The organism is Geotalea uraniireducens, assembly GCF_027943965.1.
Classification (GTDB): Bacteria; Desulfobacterota; Desulfuromonadia; order Geobacterales; family Geobacteraceae; genus Geobacter; species Geobacter uraniireducens.
On record NZ_AP027151.1, the window covers coordinates 2,238,347 to 2,255,102 of the forward strand.

Below are 16,756 nucleotides of genomic sequence, written 5' to 3' on the forward strand. Positions count from 1 at the left end.
ACATGGAGTGGTATCCGACCCCGAGCTATCTGGTAAAACGCCAGGCAATCCTTGATGCCCTGGCTACCGTCCCCTATCGGTCGGTTCTTGAAGTCGGTTGCGGCATGGGAGATTTGCTGTCCGTACTTGCAAGCCGCGGTTTTAGCGGATTAGGGATCGATGTGGCTAAAGAGGCAGTAGCTGCTGCCCGCCAGCAAGTTGACAACCAGGCAATTGCGGTTGAGCAACTGGACATTACCGAGGTCAAACAGCGCTATGAGGTTGTCATTGCCTCCGAAGTTATGGAGCACTGCCCCGACGATCTCGGTTTTCTGCGCGAGCTGCGCCGATGTCTGATCGACAATGGCTATCTGATCATCACGGTTCCGGCACATATGGCCAAATGGGGAGCCAATGACGATCTGTGCGGCCACATCAGGAGGTATGAGCGGGACGATCTGCGCCGGAAGATAGAGCAGGCCGGCTTTGAACCGCTTTTCATTCACTCGTACGGAGTGCCAATCTACAACGTGATGAAACCATTTTACGACCGGGCGGTCAAACGGCAGTCCCTGGAATCTGTCGACCTCGCAGAACGGACGAAATCGAGCAGCGGCATGCGACTCCTGCCCCGCTTGAAAACTGTTTTTGCGTTGTGTTTCAACAACATAACCATGGCCCCGTTTTACGGCTTGCAGCGGCTCTTCTACGCGAGCGATCTCGGCAATGGCTATCTTGCCGTTGCCCGACCGAAATCTGTGCCAGAGGCAACCAGATCATGAGAGCGAGTATTGCGGCATTCTTTAGACGTATCGATCCATTAGCTGTTTTGTCGATTAGTATCCCTTTTGCTGTCTATATATTGACACTTGCCCCCTCGGTGACGTTTTTTGACAGCGGTGAATTCATCACGGCAATTGATTCGTTAGGGACTGCCCATTCGCCAGGCTATCCGTTCTTTATCAATTACGCTAAACCGTTTACTTGGCTTCCATTTGGCAACATTGCCTTCAGGGTGAATATTGCTACGGCAGTTTCCGCTTCCATTGCCTGCTATGGGGTTTATTTGTTGGTCTGTTATCTTATTGCTGCCGACAATCGGTTCAGGCAACGAGAAACGGTCCCCATCTTTGTCCATGGCTGTGCTTTGGCCGCGGCACTCGTTTTTGCCTATTCAGCCCGGCTCTGGCTGCAATCCAATCATGACAAACCGTATCCTCTCGTTTCCTTTCTTGTCGCGATAGTATTTTACCTTCTTTTCCGCTGGCGCGACCTTTACGATCAAGGCACTGAGGCGCCCCGCTACATTTACCTCGGCTGCTTCATCTGTGGTCTGGCTACCGGCGCCCACCAGACTATTGTCTTGCTCATCCCCTCATTTGCCTGGTTGATTCTTGCCAAAAACTGGCGCTTGGTCGCGCGGGTCAAGGAACTGCTACTTGCCGTTGCTTTCGCCATCCTCGGGTTCTCCATTCAGTTGCATATGCCAATCAGGGCTACCCAAAACCCGCTCTTGAACTGGGGAGATTCCAAAACTCTCGAACAGTTTCTCTGGAACATCCTCCGCAAAGGATACCCCAGCGAACCGCCAGACCGCGATCTGCACCTGTTGTGGCAACAACTCTCGGCATTCAATATCCCCCATGAATTCACTTGGATAGGTGTTTTTTTACTGGCTGTCGGTTTATTGACATCGCTGGGTAAAAATAAGGATCTCGTGATTGCATACGTAATTGGGGTCATCTGTTCTCTTTTAGTGATAGTCGGCTATTTCAATGCGCAAGCGGAGCTGATTTTTCTTACGGAAGAGTTTTTTACGCCTCTCTACCTGCTGACGGCGGTCTTCATCGGACTCGGCTTCTGGTTTCTGTTGCGGCATGGGCTGGCAACTCTCCGTGCAAACCAGCTGAAGAGCTTGCCTGTAATGCTGCTGGTGGCGCTGTTTCTCCTGATATTGCCTGTAACAATTTGCGCCATCAATTATTACGAAAACGACCAGCACGAGAATTATGTTGCCTTCGACTATGCAACGAATACCTTCCGCTCCCTCCCACAGGGAGCGGTGCTCTTCACATGGGGCGACAGTGGGGCTTTTCCGCTTTGGTATCTACAGGGGGTGGAGCGGATGAGAACTGATCTTGATCTCCTTCATACTCCCCACTTGGTGTTTACCTGGTACCTGGACTCGTTCCCCGAGCTCTTCCGTTACAGTATGCTCAGATCGCTCCCCGGTGCGCTCAACTCTGCTGAGGATGCCCTGAAAATCGCCGTTGCGGAACAGATTGAACGCCGACCAGTCTTTATCGATTTCTCGACTCGCTATTCGTTGCCATTTCCCGAATATGGACTGCAGCAACAGGGAATCTGTTATCGATTGATCAAAGGGGGGGCCGGACGCGTTTATGCGCCAGACGTGGCGGTCTGGGATCTGTACAGCCCGCGTGGTTATCTGAGCCAGATGGGCTTTCGTGACCTCGATACGGGGAAGGCGATTCTAATCTATGCGAGCAGTCGAATGGAGGCTGGAGAATTGCTCTTGCGGCTGGGGATGCGTACAGAGGGGATCGAACAGCTCCGAGCGGCAGCGGTAATTTCTCCTGACCTTCGCTTCCAGGTTGAAGGGTTACTCAACGCGTACGGAGCCGGGCAATGATGACAATTTTTGGCACAACCCGCGTTTTGGGGATACTCGGTTGGCCCGTTGGTCATTCGATGTCGCCGATTATGCAGAACGCAGCCTTGGCAGTCCTTGGCCTCGATTACGTCTATGTCCCCTTTGCTGTTCCCCCTGAGGGGCTTGCCGCTGCCGTTATCGGCCTGAAAGCACTGGGGGTCGATGGTTTTAATGTAACGATTCCCCATAAAAGCGCTATTGTACCGTTATTGACGCGCCTTTCCCCAGAAGCGGAACTGATTGGTGCGGTCAATACTGTGAAGAGGGAAGGCGATGAACTGGTCGGTTACAATACTGACTGCAGCGGTTTTATCAAGTCGTTGCGAGCAGATTTTGGGAGCGATCCGGCGGGCAGCCGGGTACTCGTTCTCGGGGCTGGCGGTGCAGCCCGTGCGGCACTGGTTGGCCTTTGCCAGGCAGGTGCCCGGGAAATCATCGTTGCGAACCGAAGTCTTGAAAGCGGGCGTCGGCTTATCGGCACCTTCAGCACTCGATTTAGCGGCACACAACTTGCTGCCATCCCCCAGGATGTTGCCAGCCTTAGTCCTGTATTACAAAAAATTGACATCCTGGTAAACACAACATCCGTTGGAATGGGTGGCAGCAGGTTTCCTGACTTCAACTTAACGGCCATGAACCGCCATGGCTGTGTTTACGACATGGTGTATACCCCTCCGGAAACACCTCTGTTACTTGAGGCGGCACGTCAAGGCCTGCGGCGTGCCAACGGCCTCGGGATGCTGGTTGCCCAAGGCGAGCTGGCCTTTGCTCTCTGGACAGGGGAAGAGGCTCCGCAAGGTGTCATGAAAACGGCAATTGAGTCGGCCATGTCTTGTAAGTAGACGTTGACATTGCCGTTTTTATCGTTTTAGAATTTCTGCTAAATCGACAATGGAGTGTTTATGCAGGCAAGCAGACTGGGAGAACTCCTAGTTCGAAATAATCTTATCACCAAAGAGCAACTTGCTAAGGCGCTGGAAGAGCAGAAAGCAACGGGAGGGCAGCCGCGGCTTGGGTCAATCCTGATCAAGAACGGTCTGATTGCCGAACCTGACCTGACCTCGTTCCTTTCAAAGCAGTACGGTGTTCCTTCCATCAATCTCGCTGAATTCGAAGCTGATCCTTCCGTCATCAAAGCTATTCCTGCCGATGTCGCGCAAAAATATCAGATTGTTCCGGTGAATAGGGCCGGTTCGACCCTGATTATCGCGATGGCGGACCCTTCCAATATATTTGCTATTGACGACATCAAGTTCATGACCGGCTACAACGTCGAGGTCGTTGTAGCGTCGGAGACGGCAATCAAGGCCGCGATCGACAAGTATTACGATCAGTCCGCATCGCTGGCCGATGTCATGGGCGACCTGCAGATGGAGGACCTGGAAGTCGTCGGCGAGGAAGAGGATGTTGATGTCTCCTCCCTGGAGCGGGCTACCGAAGATGCTCCGGTGGTCAAACTGGTAAACCTGATTCTCACTGACGCCATCAAGAAAAAGGCTAGCGATATCCATATCGAGCCCTATGAACGAAGCTTCCGCGTGCGTTATCGAATCGACGGCGTCCTCTACGAAGTGATGAAACCGCCGTTGAAATTGAAGAATGCCATTACCTCCCGGCTAAAGATCATGGCAGAGCTCGACATTGCCGAGCGCCGTCTTCCCCAGGACGGGCGGATCAAGATCAAGCTCGGCGGTGGTCAGGATATGGACTACCGGGTTTCCGTACTCCCGACGCTTTTTGGCGAAAAGGTGGTTTTGCGGCTTCTCGACAAGTCGAACCTGCAACTCGATATGACGAAGCTCGGCTATGAACCCGATGCTTTGACTCACTTCAAGGAGGCCATTCACAAACCGTTCGGGATGGTCCTCGTGACCGGCCCGACCGGGAGCGGCAAGACGGTTTCGCTCTATTCGGCACTGTCGGAACTGAACAAGACCACCGAAAACATCTCTACCGCCGAAGATCCGGTCGAGTTCAACTTTGCCGGGATCAACCAGGTCCAGATGCACGAAGATATCGGTTTGAATTTTGCCGCCGCCCTCCGTTCGTTTCTTCGTCAGGACCCAGACATCATCATGATCGGTGAGATTCGCGATTTCGAGACGGCGGAAATTGCCATCAAGGCGGCACTCACCGGCCATCTGGTCTTGTCAACCCTCCATACCAACGATGCCCCGGCAACAATCAACCGGTTGCTGAACATGGGAATCGAACCGTTTCTTGTCGCTTCGGCCGTTAACTTGATTACCGCCCAGCGTCTGGCACGGCGAGTCTGCTCCGAGTGCAAGGAAGTTGAGGAAATCCCCGTTCAGGCGCTGATCGATGCCGGGGTGCCCCCGGAAGAGGCTCCCCATTTTGTCTGCTATAAAGGGACGGGTTGTTCGAAGTGCAACGGAACCGGTTATAAAGGGCGGGTCGGCTTTTACCAGGTCATGCCGATGCTTGAAGAAATTCGTGAACTGATTCTCAACGGCGCGAACACTGCTGAAATCAAACGCGAATCGATGCGGCTCGGCATTAAAACGATGCGGCAATCGGGGCTCACTAAACTGAAGGAGGGAGTGACCTCCTTCGAAGAAGTGCTACGGGTTACCGTAGCGGATGACTAGGGGAGAAACAGACCATGGCCAATATTCATCAACTGTTGACTGAGCTGGTCAATCGCGGGGGATCCGATCTCCACGTGACAACCAATACTCCGCCGCAGATTCGTATCGATGGTGAGTTGATTCCCCTTGATATGCCACCTCTCAACGCAATAGAGACCAAGCAACTCTGTTACAGTATCCTTACTGAGCAACAGAAGCACAAATTTGAGGAAAATAACGAACTCGATCTATCGTTCGGCATCAAAGGCCTCTCCCGCTTCCGGGGTAATATCTTCGTCCAGCGGGGGGCCGTCGCCGGGGTTTTCCGGGTTATTCCCTACAAGATCCTCACATTTGAAGAGCTTGGCTTGCCGCCAGTAGTCAGAGATCTGGCGGAGAAACCCCGCGGGCTGATTCTCGTTACCGGGCCGACCGGCAGCGGGAAATCGACGACTCTGGCGGCCATTATCGATAAGATCAATACCGACCGGCATGAACATATCGTCACCGTTGAAGACCCGATCGAATATCTGCATCCCCACAAGAATTGTGTCGTCAACCAGCGGGAAGTCGGTGCCGACACCAAAAGCTTCAAAAATGCGCTCAAATACATCCTTCGCCAGGACCCGGATGTGGTCCTGGTAGGCGAGCTTCGCGACCTCGAGACGATTGAAGCAGCACTGACCCTCGCCGAAACCGGCCATCTCTGCCTGGCGACCCTCCATACGAACTCGGCTGTGCAGACGATCAACAGGATTGTCGACGTATTCCCGTCCTATCAACAACCGCAGGTCCGTGCTCAGCTTTCGTTCGTGCTGGAAGGGGTGATGTCACAGACGCTGTTACCGAAGGCTTCCGGCAAGGGACGAGTGCTGGCTCTTGAAGTCATGGTACCGAATCCGGCGATCCGCAACCTCATCCGCGAGGACAAGATTCACCAGATGTACTCGCAAATGCAGGTTGGTCAGGAAAAATTCGGCATGCAGACGATGAATCAGTCGCTTTACTCGCTGCTTCAGAAACGTCTGATCGCCCTGGACGTGGCCATGGGCCGCTCACCGGACCCCGATGAACTGAAACAGATGCTTTCCAGCGGCGTCCGGCCGCAGCAACGGCCACCGATGAGATAAGTAGTTCCACTCTTGGAATAGTGTGGATAGACGACGAATAGCCCTGATCCGTTCAGGAGGACCGTGATGGCAAAATTTAGTTGGGAAGCTAAAAGCAGAACCGGCTCTGTGCAAAAAGGTGTGATGGAAGCGGCCAATGCCGGGCTGGTGGAGAATCAGCTCAAACGCTACGGGTTTTCCGCTATCTCCGTAAAGGAGGAGGGGAAGGGCCTCAGCATGGAGATTAAACTGCCGGGGTTTGCACCCAAGGTCCAGGCCAAGGACATCGTCGTCTTCACCCGCCAGTTTGCCACCATGATCGACTCCGGTCTCCCGCTCGTTCAGTGTCTCGATATTCTTTCCAGCCAGCAGGAAAACAAGACCTTGAAAGAGGTTCTCCTGAAAGTGAAGGAAACGGTCGAAGGCGGATCGACCTTTGCCGATGCCCTGGCCAAACATCCGAAAGTTTTTGATCGCCTCTATGTCAACCTGGTCGCTGCCGGTGAAGTAGGCGGTATTCTCGATACTATTTTGAACCGGCTGGCAGCCTACATTGAAAAAGCGATGAAACTGAAGAAGCAGATCAAGGGGGCGATGGTTTATCCGACAACCATTATGTCGATTGCCGTAATCGTTGTCGGCGTTATTCTTGTCTTTGTCATCCCGACGTTCGCGAAAATGTTTGCCGATTTTGGTGGTGATTTACCAGGCCCGACCAAGTTTGTCATAGCTCTTAGTAACTTCGTCGTCAAATACATCCTGTTGATTGTCGGCCTGATTTTCGCGTCTATTTTTGGTGTAAAGAAATACTATTCGACCCCGAAAGGCAAAAAGCTTATCGACAAGATGGCACTCAAGGCCCCCATTGCCGGACCGTTGATTCGCAAGGTCGCTGTCGCCAAGTTCACCCGGACGCTCGGCACGATGATCAGCAGTGGAGTACCGATCATGGACGGTCTGGAAATCGTTGCCAAAACTGCTGGTAATACAGTTGTCGAGGAAGCGATCTTCAAAGTTCGGCAAGCAATCTCCGAAGGCAAGACGATGGCGGAACCGCTTCAGGAGTGTGGAGTGTTTCCACCGATGGTCGTGCAGATGATTTCCGTCGGCGAAGCGACTGGCGCCATGGATGCAATGCTCTCGAAGATCGCCGATTTCTACGATGACGAAGTCGATGATGCGGTGAGTGCCATGACCGCTATGATGGAACCGCTTTTGATGGTTTTTCTCGGGACGGCTGTCGGTGGGCTGGTTATCGCCATGTACCTGCCGATCTTCAAACTTGCCAGTACTGTTGGCTGAGAGGAATGGTGTTCTCGCGGCGGCTCGTCTGGTTCATCCTCGCCAGGATAGTGGTGGTATCGTTATTTCTCATTTCCACCATTGTCCTGAGGGTCAAGGGTACCGACATTCTGAGTACTCGGTCGCTCAACAGTATCACGCACCTGATTGCTGCTACCTACATATTTTCCGTTATTTCCCTGCTGTTTCTCAAAGTCTCAGCCCGAATCAGCCGCACGCTGACCTATCTGCAAGTAGCCTGGGACATCTTTTTTATTACCATACTGATTGTCTACTCCGGCGGGATCAATAGCCCCTTTTCCTTTCTCTACCTGCTGGCTATTACCAGTTCAAGTTTTTTGCTTGGCCGCCGCGATGCATTTTATACCGCCTCTCTTTGCGCCATCATCTATGGCGCGATCATTGATCTGCAATTCTATGGGAAACTCGTTTTTCTTGGTTTGACCCCGTTAGTCGCGCAATATTTTGGGACAAACTATATTTTCTACACGATCTTCATGAATATTGTGGCGTTCTATCTGACTGCCTTTCTCAGTGGCTCACTGGCGGAACGAGCCCGACAAAGCGAAACTGAACTGGAAAAGCGGGCCGTTAATTACCAAGAGCTTGAACGGCTCAACAGCACGATCGTCACCAATCTCAATAGCGGGCTCCTGACAACGAACAACCGCGGGCAAATTCGTGTATTCAACGGGTATGCGGAGATGATGACTGGAATTAGCCAGGAGGAGGCCTATAACCGCAACTTGTATGATATCTTCCCGGGCTTCAGAGTGTTTTCCGCGGATGTGCTCAGCATCAAACGGGGGGAATTCGAATACATAACCAAGAGCGGCAAACAGTTGGTCCTCGGATTTAACAGTGTGATCTTAACTGATGGAGAGGGTACGAAGATTGGGGCAATGATCAACTTCCAGGACCTGACCCATTATAAGCGGATGGAAGAAAGCCTGAAAAAGGCGGATCGTTTGGCGGCAGTCGGTGAGCTGGCCGCCCGCATTGCCCATGAAATCAGAAATCCTCTCGCTTCAATCAGCGGTGCGGTACAACTGATCGCCAACGGAACGGCAATCGAGGAAAATGATAAAAAACTTTTCGATATCATCTTGCGGGAAACCGACCGGTTGAATTTGCTGATCAGGGATTTTCTCGGTTATGCCCGGCCGACCCGGCCGAATCTGCGCCAGATCAATCTCGCCTTGTTGATCGGTGAGATTCAGGCGCTGGTCGGCACGGATTCACGTTTTGCTTCCGTTAGGGTCGAGAATGAGATCGATAACGATCTAGTGGTCGAGGTTGACCCTGATCAGATCCGCCAGGTATTCTGGAACCTGCTGGTCAATGCTGCAGAAGCAATGCCGGCCGGCGGGCGGGTCATTATTGATGCGACACGTATGGAGGAATTACGATCGGGGGAAAGCGTCAGCCGCACGGTCAAGGTGGCGGTAACCGATAATGGCAGCGGGATGAGCCCGGAAAATGTCGCCCAGGTCTTTGAGCCATTTTTTTCAACCAAAGGCGGTGGCACCGGATTGGGACTCGCTACGGTCTATCGGATCATCGAAGCACATTGTGGGCGGATTACTGTGGAAAGTTCTCTGGGGAAGGGAACATCGTTTATCATATTTTTGCCCGAGCACCAGGCTATCGGCCTGCCGCCGGTTCGCGAGGTAATGTAACATGGATATAAGAGTACTTGTGGTTGACGATGAGTTAAGTATGCGCCAGTTCCTGGCCATTCTCCTTGAACGAGAGGGGTATCTGGTCGATCAGGCGGAAAGCGCCGAAGCGGCTTTGGCCCTTCTTGCCAGTCAGAATTACGATCTTGTTTTTTCCGATGTCAAAATGCCCGGTCTTGACGGCATTGCCCTACTCGAAGAGATTAAAAAAGATTCTCCCGATACTGCCGTCTTGATGATGACCGCTTTTTCCACGGCGGAACAGGCGGTTGAAGCGATGAAACTGGGCGCCTATGATTACATCGCCAAGCCATTCAAGGTTGAGGAGATCAAGGTGCTGGTTCGTAACGCCCTTGAAAAGCGCGACCTTAAGCGGGAAAACAAGCGCCTCCGCCAGGAAGTCCAGGAACGTTACAGCTTTAGTGGCCTGATCGGCAAGAGCAAGGCGATGCGGGACATCTATTCGCTGATCGAGAAAGTGGCGCCAAGCATGGCCAATGTTCTGATCCTTGGCGAAAGCGGCACCGGCAAGGAACTGGTCGCTCGCGCCATTCACTATAACAGTCAACGAAAGGATAAGCCGTTTGTTGCCGTCAACTGTGGGGCCATCCCCGAAAGCCTGATGGAAAGCGAATTGTTTGGTCACAAGCGGGGAGCGTTTACCGGTGCCATTAATGATCGCCCCGGCCTGTTCGAGCAGGCGGAGGGCGGGACGTTGTTTCTCGACGAGATCGGCGAGGTCCCGCTGCAACTCCAGTCCAAATTGCTCCGCGTCCTGCAGGAACGTGAATTCAGACGGGTAGGGGGGACCGATGCCAGACGGGCCGACGTAAGGATTGTCGCCGCTTCCAATCGGAACCTCGAGGAGCAGGTGAAAGAAGGGACTTTCCGCGAGGATCTTTTTTACCGGCTTAATGTTGTCCAGGTCCAGATGCCGCCGCTGCGCGAGCGAAGTGAAGACATCCCCGCCTTAGTGGAACATTTTTACAAAAAATTCGTCTCGCCTCCCCATGACGGCCAGATTATCACGGCCAGTGCCTTAAAACTGCTCATGTCCTATCGTTTCCCCGGCAACGTCAGGGAACTGGAAAACCTGGTGGAACGGTGCGTTGTATTAGGCAGCCGGGAGATTACCGAAGACGTGCTGCCATTTCAGATCAAACGGGATTGTACCGAAATTGTCCGCGAAATATGCGGAGCGCACGAAATTCCCGCTGACGGACTTGATATTGAAGCTTACCTGAATGCGATCGAAAAACGAATTCTTCTTCAGGCACTTGAAATGAATGGCGGAGTAAAAAAGAAGGCGGCCGAATTTCTGCGGTTGACGTTCCGTTCGTTCCGTTACCGGCTGGCTAAATTCGGCATGGATGACGAGTGATCTGGTGACAAAAAGTGTCAAGTAGGTGTGACGAATTACCGCCTTGTGATCTATTGTATATCAAGGCTATAATCCACATTCTCTTGTAACTAGTTAAAACCAGAATGCGATTATAATTGGTCCACCTCTTGCTTATGAAAAGGCAACGGCTTGAGATTCAGAGGATTAGTTGGCCAACTATCCACAATTCAGCACCGTCACCAAAGAAACAATGAAAGGAGTAAATTATGTTGCGCAAGCTTAGAAACAGCAAAGGTTTCACCCTCATCGAACTGTTGATCGTCGTGGCGATCATCGGTATCCTGGCGGCCATCGCTATCCCGCAGTTCTCGGCTTACCGCGTTAAAGCGTATAATAGCGCTGCGGGCAGTGATCTGCGAAATCTGAAAACTGCGCTTGAGTCTGCTTTCGCTGACGATCAATCTTATCCGCCGGAAGGTTAATTGACAAAGGAAAGAGGGGATACCATGAAAAAGACTGTACTAGTTATAGGTGCAATTATAGCTCTTGAAGGTATTGCTTTTGCAGCAGGCAAGATTCCTACAGCTACAATGAGTGGGAAAGCTTTTACTCTTAAACCATCATCCAATGTTGAAGTCTCTTACTATACTACTAATGGGACTACAAACGCTGCTGGAACAATAAACACCAATTACATCGCGAATACTAAAAACATTTCAGGTAATACTGTTTTTTCATCTTCTAATAATACTTCAAATATCTATTACCAGGAAAACGATGATTGGAAAGGAAAGACTCTTGCTGAAAGTGGTGTTGCAATGACTGATCCTACAAAAACTACCGATACAGATTATGCTAACGCTGGCGGTTGGTCTTCAAAGTAATTCTGGCAAACTTAATACAATCTCAGCAACAAAGGGGCATCTACATGCCCCTTTGTTGTTAAGTTACTAAACAGTATGCGTAACGCTAATATTTATCACTTCTTGATAGTTGTTGCAGCTGTCATATTAGCTTACCTAAATGTTGTTCATGTTGGGTTTCTAAGCCTAGATGATCGATATATGGTAGGACTTCTCCAGAGTTCAGATTACAATATTTGGAAGCAGTTTGGGGGTGGCGGAGGGGATTATTTTCGGCCTCTCGTTTTTTTGTCATATGACCTAGATTTGAAACTTTTTGGGGACAATCCGCAAGGGTTCCATCTGGTAAACCTCGCGATTCACCTTGCTAATAGCATCTTAGTATACATTCTTGCCGACCTACTTACCAGAAGCAAGGAGCCAAATAGATATTGCGCTCTTGTTGCTGCTGTTTTCTTTGCTCTTAATCCGTTGAATACTGAAGCAGTTGTCTGGATTTCAGGCCGTTTCGACCTGCTCTGTTGTTTCTTTTTTCTATTAGCTATGATTGTTGCTATTGATAAGCGTGTTTCGGTTTTAAAATCGGCAATCTCACTTTTTATAATGTTATTCTGCTCGTTACTATCAAAAGAAGCTTCTGCAGGATTTGTTTTGATTCTTAGCGTGTATGTGTTGGTTGATTTATCAAACAAAAGTAAACGTACATTTATACTTTTAATGACTGCATGGGTAACAACGGTAGTGTATTTATTTTTCAGGACCGGATTTACCACAAAAGTTGATAGTGGAATAACTAAGGTTATCACTGCGCCCGCAACATTTAGTGCAACTGTTTTTGATGATTTTGCAGTTTATGGTTTCTATCTGAAAAAACTTTTATTTCCATTCCCATTGAACTTTGCTATTAACAGTATTGACAAACCTTTATGCCTATTTATTGGCATTGTTGTGTTACTACTATTTGCCTTTTTATTTAAACGATATGATATATATCGTTTGCCAATACTTATCGTGGTCTTTTCACTTATACCGCCAGTCCTTGCTTATCAAGGCGGATTACCATGGACGTCCTTTGCCGAACGTTATCTTTACCTCCCTATGGTGGGAATGGCACTTCTAATTGGATTAATTGTTGGTCGTTTGCCTCGAACGTCTTTTATTTTATCTTGTTTATTGATTATGTTGCTTGCAATTCCAACTATGCAACGAGTTAATCTTTGGGCTGATTCCAAAGCATTTTGGATTGATGTGATAAAAAAATCGCCAGAATTCCCTCGGAGCTATTCTGGCCTCGCAATTGAGTTCCTGTCGGAAAAGCGGTATGATGAGGCGGAAAGGCTGTTTAAAAAAACTTTGTCGATGGGCTACGAACGTGAATTTATCTGGCAAGACCTCGCTTCTATTTATCTAGCGAGACAAGAGATGCCATCGTATGAATATGCGATGGCACGTGCAGCATTTCTTGCACCTGCTCCCCGTTCAACAAGTATCTATAATTCGTTAACACAGGTGCTTATGTATTATGGTAGTGATACTGAATCAACTAAGAGCATTTATAGGAAAGTGGTTCAGTATTATCTTAAAGCGTACGAGAAAGATCCGACGTATTCTGATGGCCTCTACAATGCAGGCAAAATTGCCATGCTTGCTGGTGATAATACGGATGCTTTGCGTTATTTAAATAGGTTTTTGCTAAATCCAGGTAATTCAATGTTCAGACCCTTTGCGATTAAGCTCATCAGTAAAATAAATGATAAATGATATGCATCTAGTAATGAATGGAGTTAACAAATGTTTCGGCTCATGTTGGTCACGTTCAAGGGCATTGTCAGAGATCGAGTTCTACATGGCGTAGGGGCTCTATCGTTATTTTTCATTCTCATCCCATCAATTAGTTCCTTATCCATGCGTCAGGTTGTTGAGCTATCAACAACTCTTTCTCTGTCTTTTATATCGTTGATATTGCTTGTATTAGCAACGCTTCTTGGGAGCACCTTACTCTGGAAAGATATGGAACGTCGATATACTTTCAGTGTTTTAAGCCTTCCTATTGGTAGAGCTGCTTATCTTTTGGGTAAGTATCTAACCGTAAGCCTTTTTGTTTTTATCGTATCAGGTATACTTACCTTGGCAGCAGTTATTGTAATTAATGTTTCGTCTGGGATGTATCCCCCGGACCGGCCGGTTTCATGGAGCTTTATTGTTTTATGCATACTTTTCGATGCGATGAAGTCGCTTATACTGATATCATTTGCATTTCTTTTTTCGACAGTTAGCACATCTTTATTCCTTCCCGTTTTTGGTACCCTGGCAGTCTATTTCGCAGGTAACGCCAGTCAACAGGTCTATGAATACATCACGGCGGGTGGTGGGAGCCAACTCCCCTCGATAATTAAGGGGGCTGCTACTGTATTATATTATTTCCTTCCTAATTTCAGCTCATTCAACCTTAAAACCTACGCTATTTATGGAGTGCAACCTAATTTTCAGAGCCTCTGGTACGTAACTGCGTACTTTATTGTTTACACTGCCATTATTCTTGTTTGCGCATCTATCATATTCTGCCGTAAGGAAATGAACTGATGAAAACAAAGATAAGCATTCTCTTTGTTTTGATATTGCTCTACAGTATCATCATCATTCCTTTCACTCACTATATGAAAGAACGTCCATTTGTGGAAAAAATGGGATATCTCCCTGCCAATGATGCCCTCAAGTTTTTATCTGCAGATCAGAAGCAGGCCGTTGGTGCATCGTTGATTCTAAAGGTATTAATGTATTTTGGTGGTCAGGTAAGCAGCAAAGATATAGAAGTAAAAGCCACTATTGACTACAAAGCCATGTCCCGTACTATCCACTCAGCCTTGCATCTTGATCCGTACAATCTAGATGGTTATTACTTTGCACAAGCGATACTGGTATGGGATGTCAAACAGTATCAGGTAGCTAATACTTTATTACAATATGGCATGAAATATCGTACTTGGGATTGGTATCTGCCCTTTTTCGCAGGGTTCAACTATGCCTATTTCCTCCATGATTATCCTAATGCGGCAAAAATGTATATGCGTGCCGGCGAGTTGTCTGGAGAGCCGTTATTCAAGAAGCTGGCAGGACGCTATTTGCAGCAAGGTGGGCAAACGGCAATGGCAATTGCCTACCTCAGCACTATGGAAAAAGGTGCTAGAGACAAATCCATTAGAGAATCATTCCACTTACGTATCATTGCGTTTAAACGGGCTCTTTTGATTGAGAAAGCCCAAGGCAGATTTATCGCTGATCATGGTCAGCGCCCGAGTGCAATCCAGGACCTGGTTTTAGCAGGGTATCTAAAGGAAATCCCTGTTGATCCATACGGGGGGAAATTCTATCTGGAGCCAGATGGATCTGTTAATACCACTAGTAAGTTTGCTTTTGCCGGAGTCATGAACCATTGAGAAAGGGACTTTTATGACAACCCTCACTGCTTGTGAGCGTTCCGAAAAATCGGCTATTGTTATAGAACATCTGACTAAAACCTATATTGGCAAGAAAAGAGTTCGAATCGAAGCGCTGAAAGATATATCTCTTTCTGTCACTTGTGGTGAAGTTTTTGGTTTTTTGGGGCCTAACGGGGCAGGTAAAAGTACTACTATCAAGTGCCTTGTAGGCCTTTTGGAGCCCACAAAAGGTCATGCTTCAATAATGGGTAACATCGTCCCCCAAATTGCCTCACGGCGCAATCTTGGCTATTTACCCGAAAACCCGGCTTTTTATGATTATCTTTCGGCTGAAGAATATATCACTTTTGTAGGGTCGTCGTTTAACATGACGAAGGAACAATTGACTCCAAAATGTGAGGAAGTGCTCAAATTGCTGGGGCTTTGGGATGCCCGAAAGCGCCCGATGCGTAGCTATAGTAAAGGTATGGTGCAGCGCGTCGGATTAGCACAAGTGCTCGTTCACGACCCCGAGGTCTATATTCTTGACGAACCGATGAGTGGGCTCGATCCCCTCGGGAGGTCCTTGGTCAAAGATATTATTTGCGATCTCAAACGTCGAGGCAAAACGGTTTTTTTCAGCACACATATTATTGATGATGTAGAAAAAATTTGTGATCGAGTCGGGATAATCCTGCACGGTGAACTTCAATGCGTTGCAAAGGTTGAGCAAATTGTAAATGAAGGGATTACTGGCTACCAAGTCCGATCTCATCGCTCCGAGACTGGCGTTTTTACTGATCATATTGTCTCCAAGGAGGAATTGACTGATTTTCTTAATCGGCTTAAATCATCGGGTGAAGACGTAGTTTTGGTAGAACCTTGCAGGCAGCACCTTGAGGATTTCTTCCTCGCACTAGTTGGCAAGAATAAGCAGAGCACATGAATGTACCTTCTCTTGTACGGCTTCTTCGGCCACATCAGTGGCTAAAGAATCTGATGCTCTATTTTCCTCCTTTCCTTTCGGGGGCAATTACTGAGCCAGGGCTAGCAATCCATGGCATATTGCCATTCTTTGCCTTCTGTATGGGGTCGAGTGCAACATATATTTTCAATGACATCATCGACTGTGAACATGATCGCAACCACCCGGTCAAGCAGCATCGGCCAATCCCATCAGGGGAGGTCACGCTCAAGACAGCGGCTATTTGGGCCTTTTGCCTTTTTTTTGTTAGCTTGTGGATTGCCGTTTTTTCCAGCTCAGGGTGGTTTGTACTCTGCTTGGGCCTTTATCTTCTTATTTCCTGCATTTATACCTTAAAACTGAAAAATATCGCCCTGATAGATATCTTCTGCATAGCTACGTGTTTTTTGCTCCGGCTAGAGGCCGGTGGCGAAGCTTTTGCAATTACAATCTCTGCATGGCTTTTTATCACGGTATTTCTTTTGGCGCTTTTTCTCAGCATTGGCAAGCGATTAACCGAGAAACGGAGCCTGGGTACAGCAGCGGACCTGCATAGAAAGAGCCTCCAGAGCTATCCTGACGGATTTCTGGAAGGAGCTATGAATTTGACTGGGGGATCAGTACTCGTTACATACAGCATATATACCATCTCACGTAGCCAATTATTCTTGACCGTCCCCCTCTGCTGTTTTGGTCTCTTACGATATATTATGCGGGTCAAGTCAGGACTAAACGGTGATCCAACCGAATCATTATTGAAGGATTTGCCACTGCTCTTGGTTAGCCTTGCATGGGCTCTGATTGTAGGGTGGCGACTCTATTTTGCCTAAGATCTGC

At 48.9% G+C, this 16,756-nt stretch carries 15 protein-coding genes; all 15 read left to right on the plus strand.

Features of this window, described 5'->3' with window-relative positions:
- Window positions 1-2 precede the first annotated feature (2 nt).
- The 15 genes from QMN23_RS10380 to QMN23_RS10450 all read left to right on the plus strand — a co-directional run bounded on the left by QMN23_RS10380 (window position 3) and on the right by QMN23_RS10450 (window position 16,749).
- Window positions 3-761, plus strand: a complete 759-nt coding sequence (locus QMN23_RS10380) for a class I SAM-dependent methyltransferase (RefSeq protein ID WP_281999244.1) — start codon at window positions 3-5, stop codon at window positions 759-761.
- Entirely contained in the window at window positions 758-2,632 is a 1,875-nt protein-coding gene (locus QMN23_RS10385) for a glycosyltransferase family 117 protein (protein WP_281999245.1), read from the plus strand. The genes QMN23_RS10380 and QMN23_RS10385 overlap by 4 nt, the downstream gene beginning before the upstream one ends.
- Window positions 2,632-3,495 (plus strand): shikimate dehydrogenase, encoded by an 864-nt coding sequence (locus tag QMN23_RS10390; protein ID WP_282003854.1) that lies wholly within the window; start codon window positions 2,632-2,634, stop codon window positions 3,493-3,495. The genes QMN23_RS10385 and QMN23_RS10390 overlap by 1 nt, the downstream gene beginning before the upstream one ends.
- 60 nt (window positions 3,496-3,555) lie before the next feature.
- The gene (pilB, locus tag QMN23_RS10395) at window positions 3,556-5,262 is read left to right on the plus strand and encodes a type IV-A pilus assembly ATPase PilB (protein ID WP_281999246.1); all 1,707 of its coding nucleotides are present in this window, start codon (window positions 3,556-3,558) and stop codon (window positions 5,260-5,262) included.
- 14 nt (window positions 5,263-5,276) lie between these two features.
- Entirely contained in the window at window positions 5,277-6,371 is a 1,095-nt protein-coding gene (locus QMN23_RS10400; protein ID WP_281999247.1) for a type IV pilus twitching motility protein PilT, read from the plus strand.
- Window positions 6,372-6,437: 66 nt separating this feature from the next.
- Window positions 6,438-7,652, plus strand: a complete 1,215-nt coding sequence (locus QMN23_RS10405; RefSeq protein ID WP_281999248.1) for a type II secretion system F family protein — start codon at window positions 6,438-6,440, stop codon at window positions 7,650-7,652.
- A 5-nt stretch (window positions 7,653-7,657) separates the two neighbouring features.
- Window positions 7,658-9,331, plus strand: coding sequence for a two-component system sensor histidine kinase NtrB (locus QMN23_RS10410; RefSeq protein ID WP_281999249.1), 1,674 nt, complete (start codon window positions 7,658-7,660; stop codon window positions 9,329-9,331).
- 1 nt (window position 9,332) lies between these two features.
- The gene (locus QMN23_RS10415) at window positions 9,333-10,712 is read left to right on the plus strand and encodes a sigma-54-dependent transcriptional regulator (protein WP_281999250.1); all 1,380 of its coding nucleotides are present in this window, start codon (window positions 9,333-9,335) and stop codon (window positions 10,710-10,712) included.
- A gap of 227 nt (window positions 10,713-10,939) precedes the next feature.
- Window positions 10,940-11,155 carry a type IV pilin protein gene (locus QMN23_RS10420; protein ID WP_281999251.1) on the plus strand — a complete coding sequence of 72 codons (216 nt, stop codon included), beginning with the start codon at window positions 10,940-10,942 and terminating at the stop codon, window positions 11,153-11,155.
- A 24-nt stretch (window positions 11,156-11,179) separates the two neighbouring features.
- On the plus strand, window positions 11,180-11,557 hold the full coding sequence (locus QMN23_RS10425; RefSeq protein ID WP_281999252.1) for a hypothetical protein: 378 nt from the start codon (window positions 11,180-11,182) through the stop codon (window positions 11,555-11,557).
- A gap of 180 nt (window positions 11,558-11,737) precedes the next feature.
- Window positions 11,738-13,297 carry a tetratricopeptide repeat protein gene (locus QMN23_RS10430; protein ID WP_281999253.1) on the plus strand — a complete coding sequence of 520 codons (1,560 nt, stop codon included), beginning with the start codon at window positions 11,738-11,740 and terminating at the stop codon, window positions 13,295-13,297.
- 30 nt (window positions 13,298-13,327) lie between these two features.
- Window positions 13,328-14,119, plus strand: coding sequence for an ABC transporter permease (locus QMN23_RS10435; RefSeq protein WP_281999254.1), 792 nt, complete (start codon window positions 13,328-13,330; stop codon window positions 14,117-14,119).
- Window positions 14,119-14,973, plus strand: coding sequence for a hypothetical protein (locus QMN23_RS10440; protein ID WP_281999255.1), 855 nt, complete (start codon window positions 14,119-14,121; stop codon window positions 14,971-14,973). The genes QMN23_RS10435 and QMN23_RS10440 overlap by 1 nt, the downstream gene beginning before the upstream one ends.
- Window positions 14,974-14,986: 13 nt before the next feature.
- Window positions 14,987-15,901 carry an ABC transporter ATP-binding protein gene (locus tag QMN23_RS10445; RefSeq protein ID WP_281999256.1) on the plus strand — a complete coding sequence of 305 codons (915 nt, stop codon included), beginning with the start codon at window positions 14,987-14,989 and terminating at the stop codon, window positions 15,899-15,901.
- Complete coding sequence (locus QMN23_RS10450; RefSeq protein ID WP_281999257.1) at window positions 15,898-16,749, plus strand: decaprenyl-phosphate phosphoribosyltransferase; 852 nt, start codon at window positions 15,898-15,900, stop codon at window positions 16,747-16,749. Before QMN23_RS10445 ends, QMN23_RS10450 begins: the two co-directional genes overlap by 4 nt.
- Window positions 16,750-16,756: the final 7 nt, after the last annotated feature.